The sequence below is a fragment of the Blastococcus aggregatus genome, assembly GCF_900221005.1.
GTDB classification, from domain to species: domain Bacteria; phylum Actinomycetota; class Actinomycetes; order Mycobacteriales; family Geodermatophilaceae; genus Blastococcus; species Blastococcus aggregatus.
In genome coordinates, this window is the sequence record NZ_OBQI01000001.1 from 467,977 (window position 1) to 483,252 (window position 15,276).

The 15,276-nt window shown below is 71.7% G+C and carries 11 protein-coding genes; 6 read left to right on the top strand and 5 right to left on the bottom strand.

What is annotated here, in order from left to right; genetic code table 11:
• Positions 1 to 99 precede the first annotated feature (99 nt).
• The 4 genes from CRP29_RS02400 (at position 100) to CRP29_RS02415 (ending at position 6,171) form a co-directional block, all read left to right on the top strand.
• On the top strand, positions 100 to 1,581 hold the full coding sequence (locus CRP29_RS02400; RefSeq protein ID WP_097193444.1) for a protein adenylyltransferase SelO: 1,482 nt from the start codon (positions 100 to 102) through the stop codon (positions 1,579 to 1,581).
• 164 nt (positions 1,582 to 1,745) lie between these two features.
• Entirely contained in the window at positions 1,746 to 3,887 is a 2,142-nt protein-coding gene (locus tag CRP29_RS02405) for an acyltransferase family protein (protein WP_097193445.1), read from the top strand.
• A 50-nt stretch (positions 3,888 to 3,937) separates the two neighbouring features.
• Positions 3,938 to 5,119, top strand: a complete 1,182-nt coding sequence (locus CRP29_RS02410) for an NAD(P)/FAD-dependent oxidoreductase (RefSeq protein ID WP_097193446.1) — start codon at positions 3,938 to 3,940, stop codon at positions 5,117 to 5,119.
• 170 nt (positions 5,120 to 5,289) lie between these two features.
• On the top strand, positions 5,290 to 6,171 hold the full coding sequence (locus CRP29_RS02415; RefSeq protein ID WP_097193447.1) for a polysaccharide deacetylase family protein: 882 nt from the start codon (positions 5,290 to 5,292) through the stop codon (positions 6,169 to 6,171).
• Here CRP29_RS02415 and CRP29_RS02420 read toward each other — a convergent pair.
• Together CRP29_RS02420 and mobF are read right to left on the bottom strand one after the other, a co-directional pair.
• Positions 6,168 to 6,410 (bottom strand): hypothetical protein, encoded by a 243-nt coding sequence (locus CRP29_RS02420; protein ID WP_097193448.1) that lies wholly within the window; start codon positions 6,408 to 6,410, stop codon positions 6,168 to 6,170. The genes CRP29_RS02415 and CRP29_RS02420 overlap by 4 nt on opposite strands.
• Positions 6,411 to 6,808: 398 nt before the next feature.
• Positions 6,809 to 10,459, bottom strand: coding sequence for a MobF family relaxase (mobF, locus tag CRP29_RS02425; protein WP_097193449.1), 3,651 nt, complete (start codon positions 10,457 to 10,459; stop codon positions 6,809 to 6,811).
• Between the two features lie 290 nt (positions 10,460 to 10,749).
• Between mobF and CRP29_RS23745 the strand changes: the two genes are divergently transcribed.
• Both CRP29_RS23745 and CRP29_RS02430 read left to right on the top strand, forming a co-directional pair.
• Complete coding sequence (locus tag CRP29_RS23745) at positions 10,750 to 10,938, top strand: IS3 family transposase (RefSeq protein WP_141437027.1); 189 nt, start codon at positions 10,750 to 10,752, stop codon at positions 10,936 to 10,938.
• A 583-nt stretch (positions 10,939 to 11,521) separates the two neighbouring features.
• Positions 11,522 to 12,757, top strand: coding sequence for an MFS transporter (locus tag CRP29_RS02430; RefSeq protein WP_097193450.1), 1,236 nt, complete (start codon positions 11,522 to 11,524; stop codon positions 12,755 to 12,757).
• A 68-nt stretch (positions 12,758 to 12,825) separates the two neighbouring features.
• Here CRP29_RS02430 and CRP29_RS02435 read toward each other — a convergent pair whose 3' ends face one another.
• The 3 genes from CRP29_RS02435 to CRP29_RS02445 are packed head-to-tail and all read right to left on the bottom strand — an operon-like array spanning position 12,826 to position 15,254.
• Positions 12,826 to 13,578 (bottom strand): class I SAM-dependent methyltransferase, encoded by a 753-nt coding sequence (locus CRP29_RS02435; protein WP_176522797.1) that lies wholly within the window; start codon positions 13,576 to 13,578, stop codon positions 12,826 to 12,828.
• A gap of 48 nt (positions 13,579 to 13,626) precedes the next feature.
• On the bottom strand, positions 13,627 to 14,454 hold the full coding sequence (locus CRP29_RS02440; RefSeq protein ID WP_097193452.1) for a hypothetical protein: 828 nt from the start codon (positions 14,452 to 14,454) through the stop codon (positions 13,627 to 13,629).
• Positions 14,451 to 15,254 carry an aKG-HExxH-type peptide beta-hydroxylase gene (locus CRP29_RS02445; RefSeq protein WP_141437028.1) on the bottom strand — a complete coding sequence of 268 codons (804 nt, stop codon included), beginning with the start codon at positions 15,252 to 15,254 and terminating at the stop codon, positions 14,451 to 14,453. The genes CRP29_RS02440 and CRP29_RS02445 overlap by 4 nt, the downstream gene beginning before the upstream one ends.
• Between the last annotated feature and the right edge of the window lie 22 nt (positions 15,255 to 15,276).

Sequence of the window (15,276 nt, forward strand, 5' to 3'; positions counted from 1 at the left end):
CCATCCGGTGATCCCCGGATCCGTCCCCCATCCTCGGCTCAGGGTCGCCGGGCGCTCGATGCCCGACACGACGCCCTGCACGGACGTACCGTCAGTGAGGTGAGTGTCCTCCCGGCCCAGGCCCTCCGCCTCGACGACCGCTTCGCCAGCAGCCTGCCGGAGATGGCCGTGCCCTGGCAGGCCGAGGAGGCGCCCGAGCCGCGGCTGCTCGCGCTCAACGAGCCGCTGGCCGCCGAACTCGGTCTCGATCCCGCCGTCCTGCGCGCCCCCGAGGGGCTGCGCCTGCTCGTCGGCACGGCGGTCCCCGAGGGCGCCCGGCCGGTCGCCCAGGCCTACTCGGGGCACCAGTTCGGCGGCTACTCACCGCGGCTCGGCGACGGGCGGGCCCTGCTGCTGGGCGAGCTGGTCGGCGCCGACGGCACCCTGCGCGACCTGCACCTCAAGGGCTCCGGGCGCACGCCGTTCGCCCGCGGGGGCGACGGGCTGGCCGCCGTCGGGCCGATGCTGCGCGAGTACGTCATCAGCGAGGCGATGCACGCCCTCGGCATCCCGACCACCCGCGCGCTCGCCGTCGTCGCCACCGGGCGCAGCGTCCGGCGCGAGACCCTGCTGCCCGGCGCCGTCCTGGCGCGGGTGGCGAGCAGCCACCTGCGGGTCGGGAGCTTCCAGTACGCCCGCGCCACCGACGACGTCGACCTGCTCCGCCGGCTGGCCGACGTCGCCATCGAGCGGCACGGGGTCGTGGTGGGCGATGGCGGAGCCGCGGATGCCGGGAACCGCTACCTCGCCCTGTTCGACGCGGTGGTCGGGGTGCAGGCGTCGCTGGTGGCCCGCTGGATGCTGGTCGGATTCGTGCACGGCGTGATGAACACCGACAACATGACGATCTCCGGGGAGACGATCGACTACGGCCCCTGCGCGTTCATGGAGGCCTACGACCCGGACACCGTCTACAGCTCGATCGACGAGGGCGGCCGGTACCGCTACGGCAACCAGCCGCTGGCGGCCGAGTGGAACCTGGCCCGGCTGGCCGAGGCGCTGCTCCCCCTGATCGCCGACGACGCCGAGCAGGCGATCGCACTGGCGGTCGAGACCCTGAAGACCTTCCGGCCGCGGTACGACGCCGCGTTCGCCGAGGGGATGCGGGCGAAGCTGGGGCTGCCCGCGGACGCGGACGACGACGCGGTGGCCGGCCTGGTCGACGACCTGCTCGGCCTGCTGCGGGCCGGGCACGTCGACTGGACGTCGTTCTTCCGCCGGCTCGCCGACGCGGCGCGCGGGGACGCCGAGCCCGTGCGGCTGCTGTTCCTCGACCTGGCCGGGATCGACGGCTGGCTGGAGCGCTGGCGGGCACTCGTCCCGGACGGCGCGGCGATGGACCGGGTGAACCCCGTGTACATCCCGCGCAACCACCTCGTCGAGGAGGCGCTCGACGCCGCGACCGCCGGGGACCTGACGCTGCTCGAGGAGCTCCTCGAGGTCCTGGGCTCGCCCTTCGACGAGCGTCCCGACCACGAGCGGTACGCCGAGCCCGCGCCCCAGGACTTCGGCGCCACGTTCCGCACCTTCTGCGGAACCTGAGCCGACCGCCCCCGCCGGGGGACGCGGCCCCCTGTCCAGGCAGGCCCGGCGCGAGGCAGACTGACGCCCCCGGGACGAAGGGCGCGTCGATCCGCCGATAACGGAGGAGCCGACGCAGGTGCTGCGCTGCGGCACGCAGCGAGCACTGACACAGGAGGACGTCGATGGTGGGCGCGACCACCCTGGCCGATTCCCGTCGCTCGGAGCCACGAGCCGCCGACGGGGCCGAGCCGGCCGGGAAGGGCCACCACCGGCCCGACATCCAGGGGCTGCGGGCGGTGGCCGTCGGCCTCGTCGTCGCCGCGCACGTCACCGGGTGGCCCGCCGGCGGCTTCATCGGCGTCGACGTCTTCTTCGTGATCTCGGGCTTCCTGATCACCGGTCTGCTGGTGCGCGAGCGGACCCGGACCGGCGGGATCTCCTTCCGCGGCTTCTACGCCCGGCGGGCCCGCCGCCTGCTGCCCGCGGCGCTCGTCACGCTGGCGGCCACCACGGCGGCCGCGTACGCCGTCTTCCTCGACGGGCGCTTCCAGGAGACGGTCACCGACGTCATCTGGGCCGCCCTCTTCAGCGCGAACATCAACTTCGCCGTCCAGGGGACCGACTACTTCGAGCTGACCGCGGCGCCCTCGATGGTGCAGCACTTCTGGTCACTGGCCGTCGAGGAGCAGTTCTACCTGGTCTGGCCGGCGCTCATCCTGCTCGCCTTCGCCGTCCCGCTGATCGGCACGCGCCGCCGCCGCGTGGTGCTGTGGGGCCTGCTCGGCGCGGTGACGGCGGCGTCCTTCGCCTGGTCGGTGCACGCGACCAGCGCGTCTCCGACGACGGCCTACTTCTCCACCTTCACCCGCGCCTGGGAGCTGGGGGTGGGTGCCCTCGTCGCGGTGTCGGCGACCCAGCTGCACCGGCTGCCGGCGCCGCTGCGCGCGGCACTGGCGTGGGGCGGGCTCGCCGTCGTCCTCGCGGCGGCGTTCGTCGTCGACGACCGGACGCCGTTCCCCGGCACCGCCGCGGCCGTCCCCGTGCTCGGCACGGCCGCGCTGCTCGCCTGGGGCGCCACCCCGGGTGGTCCAGGTGGCCGCTGGCTGCTCGGCAGCGCACCCGCCGGCTTCGTCGGGGCGATCTCCTACTCGCTGTACCTGTGGCACTGGCCGGTGCTGATCGTCGCCGGCGTGCTCCTGGCGGCCGACTCACCGGAGTACTACGCGGCGGCCGTCGGCGTCTCGCTGGCGCTGGCCACGGTGTCCTACTACTGCATCGAGCAGCCGGTGCTGCACTCCAACTGGCTGCTGCCGGGCCGGCCGTTCGACGGCGCCCGTGCGCGGCCGGTCTTCCGCCGGGCGGGGCTGGTCGGGCTGGCCGCGGCAGTGGTCGCGACGGCGACCGTCGTCGCGGTGGTCGTGCTGCCGCAGGACGGCGACGGGGACGCCCAGCTCGAGGCGACCCGCGCCGCCGCCGCAGCGGACGCCGCGGCCGTCGCCGACGGGATGCCGCCGCCGACCGCACTCCAGCGGGACATCCAGGCCGCCACGTTCGCGACGGAGTGGCCCGAGGACCTCGACCCGAGCCTCGACGAGCTGCCCGGCTACCTCACGAAGCAGTGGGACGAGGGGTGCCTGCACATCTCGGAGAAGAACGTCGACACGTGCCGGTGGGGCGATGCCGACGCCTCCCAGTCGGTCGCCGTCCTCGGTGACTCCTTCGCCGCCGCCTGGATCCCCGCCCTGCGCGAGGCGCTCGTCCCGTCCGGGTGGGCGGTGCAGAGCCTGACGTTCGGCCTCTGCCCCAACATCGCCGAGCGGACCCTCTTCCAGGGCGAGCCCTTCGTCCAGTGCGTGGAGCACCGGGAGTGGGCGATCGAGCACCTGCTGGAGAACCCGCCGACCGTGGTGGTGCTCAGCCACTCCTGGCGGGCCCAGCTCGACGAGGGCTCGGACCGGCGAGAGGTGTACCAGCAGGGGCTCACCGACGTGGTCCGTCGGGTGCAGGCCTCCGGTGCGCGGGTGGTCATCCTGGGCGCCCCGCCCGGGTCGGAGAGCCTGCAGACGTGCCCGACCAGCCTCAACGGGCCCGACGACTGCCTCGGCGCTCCCGCCGACACCTTCGCCACCCAGGTCGAGAGCGAGCGCGAGGTGGCCGCCCTGACCGGCGCGCGGTCGGTGGACCCCGAGGCCTGGTTCTGCGTCGACAGCCGGTGCCCGACGTTCGTGGGGAACACCCCGGTGTACGGCGACGGCCTGCACCTGACCGCGGAGTACGCCCGGCGGATCGCCCCCGAGGTGGGCGCGGCGGTCCTGCAGCCCTGACGCGCCGGTCCCGCCGCGCGGGATCGGCCCGGGGTGGGCAGGCTCGTCCCGTGGACCGTGTCGAGGTACTGATCGTGGGCGCCGGCAATGCCGGCATCTCCCTGGCCGCGCGACTGCTGCGCGACGGCGCCGAGGGGGTGGCGATCGTGGCCGCCCAGCCGGTGCACCGGTACAAGCCGCTGCTCAACTACGTGGCCGGCGGCGAGGCCACGATGGCCGACCTCGAGCGCCCCATGGCCGACGTCGTGCCCGAGGGGTGCACCTGGATCCGCGACAGCGTCGAGTCCGTGGACGCCGAGGCCCTGACCGTGCGGACGCGGTCGGGCCGGACGCTGTCCTGCGCGACGCTGGTCCTGTGCCCCGGCCTGGAGGAGGACTGGGACGCGACCCCGGGCCTGCAGGCGGCCTACGCCGACGGGTGGGCCGCGTCGTCCTACGTCCCCGGCAGCACCCCGACGGTGTGGCCGCGGCTGTCGTCACTGCGCGGCGGGTCGGTCGTCTTCACCGTGCCGCCGGAGCCGGCGTCGTGCGGGCCGACCGCGCTGAAGCCGCTCCTCATGGCCTGCGACGCCTGGCGGCGGGCCGGCGTGCTGGGCGACCTCGACGTCCGCCTCGTCCTGCCCGGGCCCACCGCGACCGGCGTGCCGCGGGCCGACGAGGTGCTGGAGCGGGCGTTCGCGGACTACGGCGTCGAGGTGCTCCGCGAGGCGCGGATCGAGCGGGTGGACCCCGACGCGCACACGCTCACCCTCGGCACGCGCGCCGGGCGCCGGGTGCTGGACGACGTCGCCTTCGCGCACGCCGTGCCGCACTACCGGGCACCGGGCTGGATCGCCGACGCCGGGCTGGCCGCGCCGTCGTCGAGCCAGGTGGACGTCGATCCGTTCACCCTGCGCTCCCGGCGGCACGACTCGATCTGGGCGATCGGCGACGCCGCCGACGTCGCCACGCGCCCCTCGGGCGGGGCGCTGCGCAAGCAGGTGGCCGTGCTGAGCGCGAACCTGGCCGCGGTCGCCCGCGGGAAGGAGCTGCAGCGGTACGACGGCTACACGGTCATGCCGATCACCGTCAGCCGCCGGAGGCTGATGCTCGACGAGGTGGACCGCGACGGACGGCCCAGCCCGTCGGTGCCGCTGCTGGATCCGTTCGTGCCGCGTCGGTCCGCCTGGTTCTTCGACCGCTACGTGCTGCCGCAGGTCTACTTCCGGCGGATCCTGCGCGGCCGCGTCTGACCCGGCGCCCGGCTCGTCGGCCGGGCGCCGGCCGGCGCCGTTCGGCATACTCCCTGGCCACGGCACCCTCGCGGTGCCCGCCGGGCGGGGCACGGGGGCGTGCCGCTGGGCGGTCGGTCGTCGGAGCGCCGGCTCCACCGCGTCGACGGTCCCCGGGAACGAGCGCGACCGTGTCCCACCCCAGCTCGTCCGGGCGCCGGGCGTTCCTGCTGCTGGCCGCCGCCGGTCTCGCCGCGGCCTGCGCGTCGCCGGCGGAGCCGCGCAACGCGCTTCGGGCGGCGCCTCCGACGAGCCCCGGCCCGGTTGCCACGCCGACGACGAGCGCGCCGCCGCCGAGCCCACCCGCCGTGCCGACGCGCGCCGACGTCGTCGCCCGGTACGCGGGGATGACGCCGACGGCGTTCGGGCTCGACGTGCCCGGGGTGGTGAACCGGCTGCCGACGTCGGAGCGGGTCGTGGCGCTGACCTTCGACGCGTGCGGCGGTGCGCGCGGCAGCGGCTACGACGCCGCGCTGATCGAGACGCTGCGGGCGACCGGGACGCCCGCCACGCTCTTCCTGAACCAGCGGTGGATCGGCGCGCACCCCGACCTGGCCGCGGAGCTCGCCGCCGACCCGCTGTTCGAGCTGGCCAACCACGGCACGGTGCACCTGCCCCTGTCGGTGACCGGCGCCGCGGCCTACGGGATCGCCGGGACCACGGGTGCCGGGGAGGTGTTCGACGAGGTGGACGGCAACCGGCGGACGCTGACCGAGCTGACCGGTGCGGCCCCGCGGTTCTTCCGGTCCGGGACGGCGCACTACGACGACGTCGCGGTCCGGATCGCCGGTGAGCTGGGTGAGACGGTGGTCAACTTCGACGTCAACGGCGACGCGGGTGCGACATCCTCGGCCCGTCAGGTGACCGCCGCGCTGCAGTCGGTCTCGCCCGGCTCGATCGTCATCGGCCACCTGAACCAGCCCACCGGCGGCACCGCCGCCGGCGTCGCTGCCGCCCTGCCGCGGCTCACCGCGGACGGCTTCCGCTTCGTGCGGTTGTCGGACTACCTCTAGGCCTCGGCCGACTCGGGATCCTGCCCGAGGTCTTTCGCCACCATCTCGAGCGCGTCCCAGGTGCCGATCCACGTCTGGTCGTACAAGCGCCACATCGTCCGGCGTTGTTGCGGACTCATGGCCTTCATCCGCTCGATCCGCTCGCGCAGGAGCACCTCGTCATCCGCGGGTGCCGTGTCCTCGAAGAGCAACCAGTTCTGCGCGGCGTACGTCAGGCGATCGAGGTGGTCATCAGGCACGCGGTCATCCTGCCCGTTCCGGGCGCCACGGACGGTGAGGTGCCCGTGCCCGGAGGGATCCTGGGGACCGGCTACCGCTCGTGAGCGACAGACTGCGTGGACTCGACGTGTCAGACGTTGAAGCGGAACGTTCCCTGCGTGATTGAGCGATCTTGAGCATGACTGAAAACCCTCGTTGACCTGCGCTTTCGCCGTTGGCTGATGTTGGTGGTCGACGGCCTCAAATGAAATTCTTGTGGACTGAGTGTTGCCTGACGTCCACGCGCTCGGGCGTGTCGCAGAGCGTCTTGAGGCGGGCACATCCGCACTCTCCGTGACGGTCGCGACGTCTCCCCCAAAGGCCATGGGCGCAGGTACTCGCTGGCAATGTGCCCGTCGGTAGACGGGCTGCGGGGGGCTCACCGTCCCATACGCGGTCCGGCACCCGGACGTGGTCCGAGGCTCGACGGTGGCGGTGGCGGTGGCACATGGACGGGCCACTCGTTCGGGGTTCTCCGAACGTCGCCTGCTCGGCGGGCAGTCCGCTCGGCGTTCCGTCGGCGGGCACGCCACGCGTCGTGCTCATGGGCGAGCCGCTCGGCAGGCTGCGCCTGGGCCGGTTCGGCGGCGGGGATGGCGAGGTGTTCGGCCCGGAGGGTGGCGATGCGTGCCCGGGCGTCGGTGAGCTCCTGCCGGGTGGCGGCGATGTCTCGGTCCAGCTCGGCGAGCCGCGCCTCGAGCTCGGGGGTCCAGGCGGCTGGTTCCAATCCTCGGAGTCGCTGGTCGCGTTGGCCGTGGGCCTCGGCCAGCGCGGACCGGGCCTGCTCGTGCTGCTGCCGTGCGGCGTCGGCGGCGGCGCCCTGGGCGCCGTGCTCGGGGTGGGCGGCTTCGGCGGCGCGCTGAGCGGAGGTGTCGAGTGCCGCCCACAGCGCTGGTCGGTCATCGAACCAGCCGGCCAGGCGCGCAAGCTCCTTCGCATCGCTGGGCAGGGAGGAAACGTGGGCGCGCCATCGGTCGGCCCAGTCGGCGAGCTGCTCGCCGGCGCGGGCGACCGCGCCCCGGCGCAGCCCGAGCCGGCCGGGCCCGTCGAGCACGACCTTCGCCGCCGCGCGGGCGGCCCCGCGTTCGCCGTCCCAGGAGCCCAGCAGTCTGTCGCGGATCCGGTCGGCCTCGGTGGCGACCGCGGCCGCGCTGGCCTGGGCCCGCTGGTGGGCCTGCTGGGCGGCGATCGCCGCCCGCTCCCGGGCGGCCCCCAACCTCGCGAGTTCGCCGGCGTGGGGAGCTTCGAGCGCGACTACCTCTCGCAGCTGGTCGCGCTGCGGCTGCCAGAAGGCCAGCCGGTCCAGGCAGTTCTGCTCGACGGTCCACGCCCGATGCAGGTCCGCCACGACGTGCTCCAGGGGACGAGGTGCGGCGTAGCGGGCGGCCTCGGCGGCGGCCTGTTCAGCAGCGTGGGAGGGGCCGAGGTCGGCGCGGTCACGGGCGAAGACAGCGACCCACTGCTCACGAGCCTCGTCCACGTTGGCGGCGACCAGGTGGGCGGTGTTGGCGGTCCGGCCGCGGGTCATCCCCACGTACGCCGACGCCGCCCCGGTGCGCTCCCCAACCACCAGGTGCGTGGCAGTGACCGTCTCCCCCTGCACCCCGTGCGCGGTGCTCGCGTAAGCCAGATCCACGTGCGCGGTGACGTAGTCGGCGGGCAGCACCCGCGTCCCTTGCGGGTCCGGGGTGACACCGCCGGGAACGTCCCCGCTGGCAGGGCCGGCGGGGGTGACAAGCAGCGCGCCGCTTCGGCCGACGGCGGTGACGGTCCAGATGTCGCGGTTGGCCACGCCCAGGTCGCGGTCGTTGCGGCGGGTGGCGATCCGGTCCCCGACGCCGATCCGCTGCCCGGCCCCGGTGATGGCGACGCGCTGGTCGTCGACGCGGCCGTCGGCGGCCAGCCGGTCGCGGATGGCGGCGTTGAGGTCGGCGGCCTGCTCGCGCGTGTTCACCACCACCGCCACGGACTCGCCGCGGCGGTGGTGGCCGGCGGCGGCCGCCGCGATCGCATCCTGCAGCGCGGTCGCATCCGGGTGCAGCCGGATCTGCCCGCGCGCCAGCAGCGCGTCGAAGACCGCGGCGGGGTCGGCGCCGGTGCGCATGGCCAGGGTCAGGTCCGCGTACTCGGTGTCGGGCAGCACCAGGCCGGCGTCGCTGCGGGTGAAGCGATGCACCGCCTCGAGTGTCAGGTGTGCCGCCGGGTCGACTGCGTCGGCGGCAAGGTCCAGGACGCCGCCGCGGCCGACCGCGGCCAGTTGGTGCCGGTCGCCGAGCAGCGCCACCCGCACCTGGCATTCGTCGGCGACGGTGAGCAGGGCGCGGGCGGTGTCCTGGTCCAGCATCCCGGCCTCGTCGACGACCAGCAGATCCCCCGGACGCAGCCGCGCCCCCGCCTCCGTCGGGCCGGCGTAGACCCGGCCGGTGACCGGATCGGTGTCGCCGGTCGCGAGCCGGGTCCAGGCGCCGTCGGCGTTCCACCGCCAGCCGTGCTGGTAGGCGAGGGACGCCGCCGACCCGGCCGCCGCGCCCACCTCCGCGGCGGCGACCTTGGCGGCCTTCAGCGTCGGGGTGACCACCACCATCCCGCGGCCCTGGTCGTGGAGCAGGGCCCGGGTGGCGGCCAGGGTGGTGGTCTTGCCCGCGCCGGCCGCACCCTCCACCACGGCCAGCGGCCGGTCGCCGGACAGCGCGGCGACCGCCGCTGACTGGCCGGCATCCAGCCTCGCGCCGCCGCCCGGGAGGCCGACCGGCAGTGTCAGGCCCGCGTCCGGTCCGCCGGTCGCGGCGCGGGCGGCGAGCCGGGCGGTCAGGTCGGCCTCGACCTCGAGCACCAGCTGCGACGTCCAGGCCCGGAGGTGCTCGGGCACCCCGTCGCGGTCCAGCAGCGGCAGGCAGCGGTCCATCGCGCGGGCGGTGAGGTCCTCGGCCAGCTCGAAACGCATTGCCGCCCCGGCGACGACGCCCGCGGCGGCGATCAGCCGCTCGACCTCGCCGCGGACGTCGGCGGCGTTCCACGCCGACCGGCCGGCCGCGAGCCGGGCCAGCGTGCGCTGCACCAGCTGGTCTCGGTCGAGGGCACCGACCGGGGTGGGCGTCAGGTCCACGGGGCCGGCCGGGTCGCGGTAGCCCAGGTCGTACACCCTCGTCCGCCAGCGTTCCGCCACGTTCGTCCCCGGCTGCGGGGTCACCTTGTCCGGGCGGCCGTCGGCCCAGGCGCGGGCGTCCCACGCGCGCCGCAGCGCCGGGCCGGGGCGTTCGCCGGGGTGCGTGGCGGTCCATTCGGCTTCGTAGCGGTCCACATTCCGGGCGATCTGCGCATGCCGTGCGCTGAACGGGCCGGCATAGTCGGCGAGCTCCTGTATTTCTCCAGTAGCGTCCTTCGTGTAGCCGTGCGCGGCGAAGGCGGCGTTCAATTCCGGGTCACACGCCATCGCCGCATGCCCGATGCCATTGATCGCCCCGAGCGAGTCCCGGACCCCGACGGTGTGCAGGCCTCGCCATTTCCCGGCGGCGAACACTCGGGACAGGATCTGCAGGTGCAGATGCCAGTGCGGATCGTTGGCGCGGGAGGTGTAGTGCCGCACCGTCGCCGCCTCAAGCACCTCCAGCGGCACCTGCACCTGCCCGCCGCGCGGGCCGACCCTGGTGGTGGCGTGCTGCGAAAGCCAGCCGATGATCTGCCCGGCCGCCCGGTCCTGCGCCGCCTCGTACGCGGCGGCGATGTCCGGATGCAGCGCGGCGGCCAGCGACCAGGTCTTCGGGCCGTTGACCACCACCTCGACGAACCGCACCGCCCGGTCGTCGTCGCGCAGCCGCCCCCGCGGCTGGCCGGTGTCCGGGTCACGGCCGGCGACCCAGGTCTCGTATCCATCGCCGGTCAGCGGGACCAGGTCGGCCACGCGGGCATCGGTGGCGGTGAAGCGGCGGGCGAACCCTGTCCCCTCGGCCAGGTAGTAGTCATCGGCCCGCCCCCGGTCGGCCTCCACATAGGCACGGGCGGCGGCCGGGTCGCCGACGTACACCTTCATTCCGCCGTGCATTTCCAACGCCACCCAATAATGACCAACAGGTCACCCCTAGAAACGGCGATGGGCCCCGCGAAGCGGGGCCCGACCTACCTCCCGAAGGTAGCATGCGTGCCGTCTCCTGGGGGGATTCTCTGATGCCGTCTCCTGGGGGGATTCTCTGATGCCGTCTCCTGGGGGGATCCTCTGATGCCGTCTCCTGGGGGGATCCTCTGATGCGGCAGGGTAAGCCGACCTGAGTCGATGCACGAGAAGCCGAAGTTGGATTTGACCTGAGGGCCAATGATCGTTGAATGGTTGGAACATCGACGGACCTCAAGATCACAGTCGCCGAGTACATCGACTGGTTCAACCACATACGGCTGCACGGTGATATCGGGCTCGTCCCACCCGCCGAGCACGAGGACAACCACTACCGCCGCAACCCCCGCCCCGACACAAGTCAGTTCACAGCCTCCACTAAACCCAGCGCGGGACACTGAGCGCCCTTCACCAAGGTTGCCGGTCGGCTCGTCGGCCAGCCGGCTGGGCCGGTCGAGCCAGTGTGCGGACGATGGTGACGCACTGCCTCTCCCCGCCCGATAGCGTCCGGGCGATGACGTCCGATCTGAACTCAAGCCCTACGGCCGCCAGCGCCCCCACTGCAGCCGTCTCACTGGACCCTTCGGACAGTCTGGATAGCGCAGACCCATGTGCACGTCCTCTCGGGCGCCGAGCACCCGAAGCGCTCGCTGGCGTGCTGGCAGCGCTGGTGGCAGAAGCGTCAAGTTCTCGCCTCACCCGCCGCTTCTGATACCGAGGGCATCCGGAACCTTGCGGTCCGTATCGTGGGCGCGCTAGCTTCCTAGACATTCCTCCCACGGGGGCGAACTCGTCGCTTCTAGTCGCGCGCGCAGCCGTCAGCAGTATGGGGGGTGACATGTGGGCCACAGGCGGCACATCCCAGAGGGCCTGCGGCTGGATCCACATACCTGACGGAGAGCACATTCCCCGCCCCTGTGCGACCTCCGCCGCCCAGCTTCGGACCTCGCCAGCCCGACTTGCGGGCTACGAAGGACGCGTGAGATGAGAAAATCGGTTCCAGAGTTCGGTTACCGGCGACTCTTACAGTCGCCGCAAGTAAGAAGACCATTCGTCGCGACGGCGCTGGGCCGACTTTCCTACGGGATGCTCAGTTTGGCGCTACTGCTAACGGTGGCTGGGGCAAGCAGCTATTCAACGGCTGGCGCAGCGCTTGGCGTGTTCGCCATCACGACGCTGACCATGCCGGCCAAGAGCCGACTGGTGGACCGATTCGGACAGCCTCGGGTCTTGCCCGCACTGTCGGTAGTCCTGGCTACGGCACTTATCCTCTTAGCGCTTGCCGCCGAACAACCGTCGACCCGCGGCTGGACCTTTGTGGTCCTAGCCGCCATCGCCGGGCTGGCAGCCCCTCCATTGGGCCCCTCTATGCGCGCCGTTTGGGCGGAACTGATCGGTCAGCCCGATCAGCGGCAACGCGCCTACGCGTTGGATGGACTCGTCGAGGAGCTGGCCTACGCGCTCGGCCCCCTGGCTGTGACCGGGGTTATCGCCGTGACCGGAGCATCAACCAGCATTATCGCAACTGCGCTCCTGAATCTCGGGGCTACGCTTGGCTTGGCGACCGCCCCCGTTGTTAGACGCCTCCACGCGGCCACCGCGACCCGGCGCCCGCGGGCACGCCAGTCTGTCCTTCGCATACCCGGCCTACTGATGTTGATTGCCGTGACCGCGGCGATCGGTTTCGGTACCGGCCCGCTGACCGTCGCCGTAGCGGCGCGCATAAGCGAATTCGGCCGACCACAGCTCGCCGGCGTCCTGCTCGCTGTCCTGTCAGTGTCCAGTGCCGTCGGCGGTCTCCTGTGGGGCCGAAGCCAGCACCGGCGCCGCCGCTCCGTTCAACTGCAAGCGCTGGCGGTTGTGCTAGCGGCCGGAAGTGCGCTGGCCGCCGTCGCTCCCTCGGCCTTCTGGCTCGCTGGAGCCTTGGCCGTCATCGGCATCGCCAGCAGCCCGGCTCTGATCGTGGCCTTTCTGGGCAGCGACCAACTGTCGCCGTCTCACCACCGCACCGAAGCCACGACTTGGATCAGCACCGGAAATAACGGTGGAGTCGCCCTGGGCTCGACGCTCGCCGGGGTACTCATCGACCTGAACGGTGCAACGACGGTTTTCGTCTGCGGCGCCGCAACGCTCTGCGCGGTCGCACTCGCTCTGAGCGGTCGGCAGCGCAGCCTAAACGGTTCGGAAGCGGATAGAACGGTTGAGGCTGCGCAGAGTTAGCCAGCCTGGCCGCGCGGACCTCGGACTTCGTCCGCAGGTTGCTTATCGACGGATTGTGAACGGCGGACCTAGTTGCCGTACACCGAGATGTGCCGGTCCGCAGTCGGACTCCACGGGCGACGACGATAGTCGGCATACCTGGCCGCCAAGCTGAGGCCGGCCTGCTGCGCCATATCGTCCAACTCCGCCGCGGACGAGTAGCGAAGTCTGATCTGGCGCAGACGCACGGGAGCCGAGTCTTCCAGCGTGGCGAAGTAGGCTGTCGTAATCCCGGTCCTGTCGTCGTAGCCGGTCGCCTGCACGGTCAGTGCCGCCTCAGTCGCCGCGAAAAACGTCACCTCACGGTTCGGACGGCCAGCCCGGCTGCAGTCCACGACGAACCTGCCCTGCTCGCCCAGGTTCGCTGCCGCACTGGTGAAGCAGTCTTGCTGTTCCTCGAGCGTCAAGAGGTGGAACAGCGTATTGAAGCTGCAGTAGACGAGCGCATAACGATCCACCGACCTGTACGTCCGCATGTCCGCCGTGACGGCGCGAATGTTGGTCAGCCGGGCGGCAGCCGCGACTGAATCGATGTGGGCGGTGCAGGTCGGCGACAGGTCCAGCGCGTGCGTCGGGATTCCAGCTGCGGCCAGCTGCAACGCCAGCCATCCACGTCCGGCTCCGAATTCAAGCGCGGCCCCGCCGGCGGCGGCGTCCTGCAAGAAGGCAATCTGGTCAGTGACACACTCTGCGCCCTCACCGACAGACGTCACTTCGGCCGAGTCGAACCATTGCCTGATGTAGGACGCCGCCGCCAAGCCGCTGGCGTCAGACTCGGACACCCGCAGCATCCGCCTTCCACACCGAGTCGACTAGCTTCGTCAGGGGCGTCAAACGACCGCCGCCTGCGGCGAGGCGATTGACTCCAGCTCTCCAAGCAGGCGCTTGCCGTTGTCGTCGAGAACCCAGTCCCGCTCGCGCAGCTCGAGCAAGGTGACGTCGAGAGCTGGCCGCAGTCGATCGACCTGGTCGGCGAGCTCCCCCTCCCCCAGGGCGTAGAGAAGCCCCGCTGACACGGCCGCGGAGTGGAAGGCCAAGTAGTACGGCCGGCGGTCTGCGCGGATGGAACTGGTGACGAGGGCGTCTGGTTGCGACTGTCGCTCGGCATCGACCCCGAAGACCCCTCGAACCATCTCCTCGAGGAACAGGCTCTGGTGCAACGTCTCGTGGAGAATGTTCTCGCAGATGGAATCAACGCGCTGGTTGGACTTCGGCGCAGTCCAAATGGTGCCCAGCAGGCCGCCTGCCGACCCTCCCTCAGAGGTCCGAGAGGCCGCCACCAAGACTCGGCCGACCAACAGACGAACGGTCTCGTAACTCGGTGCGGCGACTCCCTTCAGCCGGGAGAGAGCCGCCTTGACGGTGCGGATGTCCCGCTCAGTCGTCGACATACCCGCAGCGTCCGACTCGAAGCGGTGCTCCTTGCTCAACAGGGCCAGCAGGGCCAGGTCATCCGCGCGCTCACTGATTCCGGCGACCGCCGGGTCCACCTGCTCCGTAGCGAGGTATGTGCGCTGCGGTGGCTGCACCTGACTGAGCGCCGTGACGTAGCGCTCGCCCAACGGCCGGTCCGTGTCAATCGACATCGCATCCGCGAGTAATGCCATGCTGGCTTTCACGCGGTTGGCGTCCAGCAGACTGTAAGCGCTGACGGTCATCGGGTCGCCTCCATCGGTCGCGAGGACTCCTGCAGCGCTCCGAGCAGATCCTCCATATTTGCCAACACGTCCTTGCCATTGCCCGTCAAGAACTGATCGCGTTCCCGGCATTCAAGAAGAGTCTCAGCCACGGCGTCAAGCGATAGGGCCGGCACTGTGAACGGCAGTTCATGCCTGTACCGATACAACTCCAAAGCGACGGCCGCCGAGTGGAACGCCTTGTCGTAACCGCGCCGCTCCTTGAGAATTGCACTCTGAGTCAAACCGTCGGCCTCGGCCATCCGCGGAACGGACTCCGAGAAGATCGACCTGACCATGTCCTCAAGAAAGAGTGCGTTATGCACGTACTCGTGCAAGATCACGGCAGCGAGATTCGGAACGTCCCATGATCGCCGGGGGCTCAACCAGATACAGCCGATCACGTCCGATACGCTGCCACCGCCGAAGCGCGGATGCCGGGCGACGAAGAAGCCGCTGATGAGCAGATCGACCGCCGCCCGCGTGTCGCCAAGAGGCGTTAAGGCGTTGAGGCTCTCCGGCACGACCACGGCGAGCTCTGTCTGCTGGTCGGGACGGAGCTGCCAGCCATCGGGAAGGACCCCTTCGTTCATCAGGCGCAGCAGCGTCCGCTCCTCAAATCCCGGCGTGTCTGGCCATATCAGCGATGGGCCATCCGGCAGTACGGGTATGGGAAAGCGCTGCACCATGTTCAGTGCCTGCTGAAGTTCCTGACGACTCGGTGTTTCCGTCGAGGCGGCAAGTCCCGCGAACTCTACGATCGCACGGGCGTTGGCTTGCACACGCTCTCGGCTGACAGCTCCA

What these genes read in the sequence shown, in the direction of transcription:
- CRP29_RS02405 (WP_097193445.1), top strand. Translation starts at nt 1,746, where the DNA reads ATGGTGGGCGCGACCACCCTGGCCGATTCCCGTCGCTCGGAGCCACGA.
- mobF (WP_097193449.1), bottom strand. Translation starts at nt 10,459, where the DNA reads ATGAAGGTGTACGTCGGCGACCCGGCCGCCGCCCGTGCCTATGTGGAG.
- CRP29_RS23745 (WP_141437027.1), top strand. Translation starts at nt 10,750, where the DNA reads ATGGTTGGAACATCGACGGACCTCAAGATCACAGTCGCCGAGTACATC.
- CRP29_RS02430 (WP_097193450.1), top strand. Translation starts at nt 11,522, where the DNA reads ATGAGAAAATCGGTTCCAGAGTTCGGTTACCGGCGACTCTTACAGTCG.
- CRP29_RS02440 (WP_097193452.1), bottom strand. Translation starts at nt 14,454, where the DNA reads ATGACCGTCAGCGCTTACAGTCTGCTGGACGCCAACCGCGTGAAAGCC.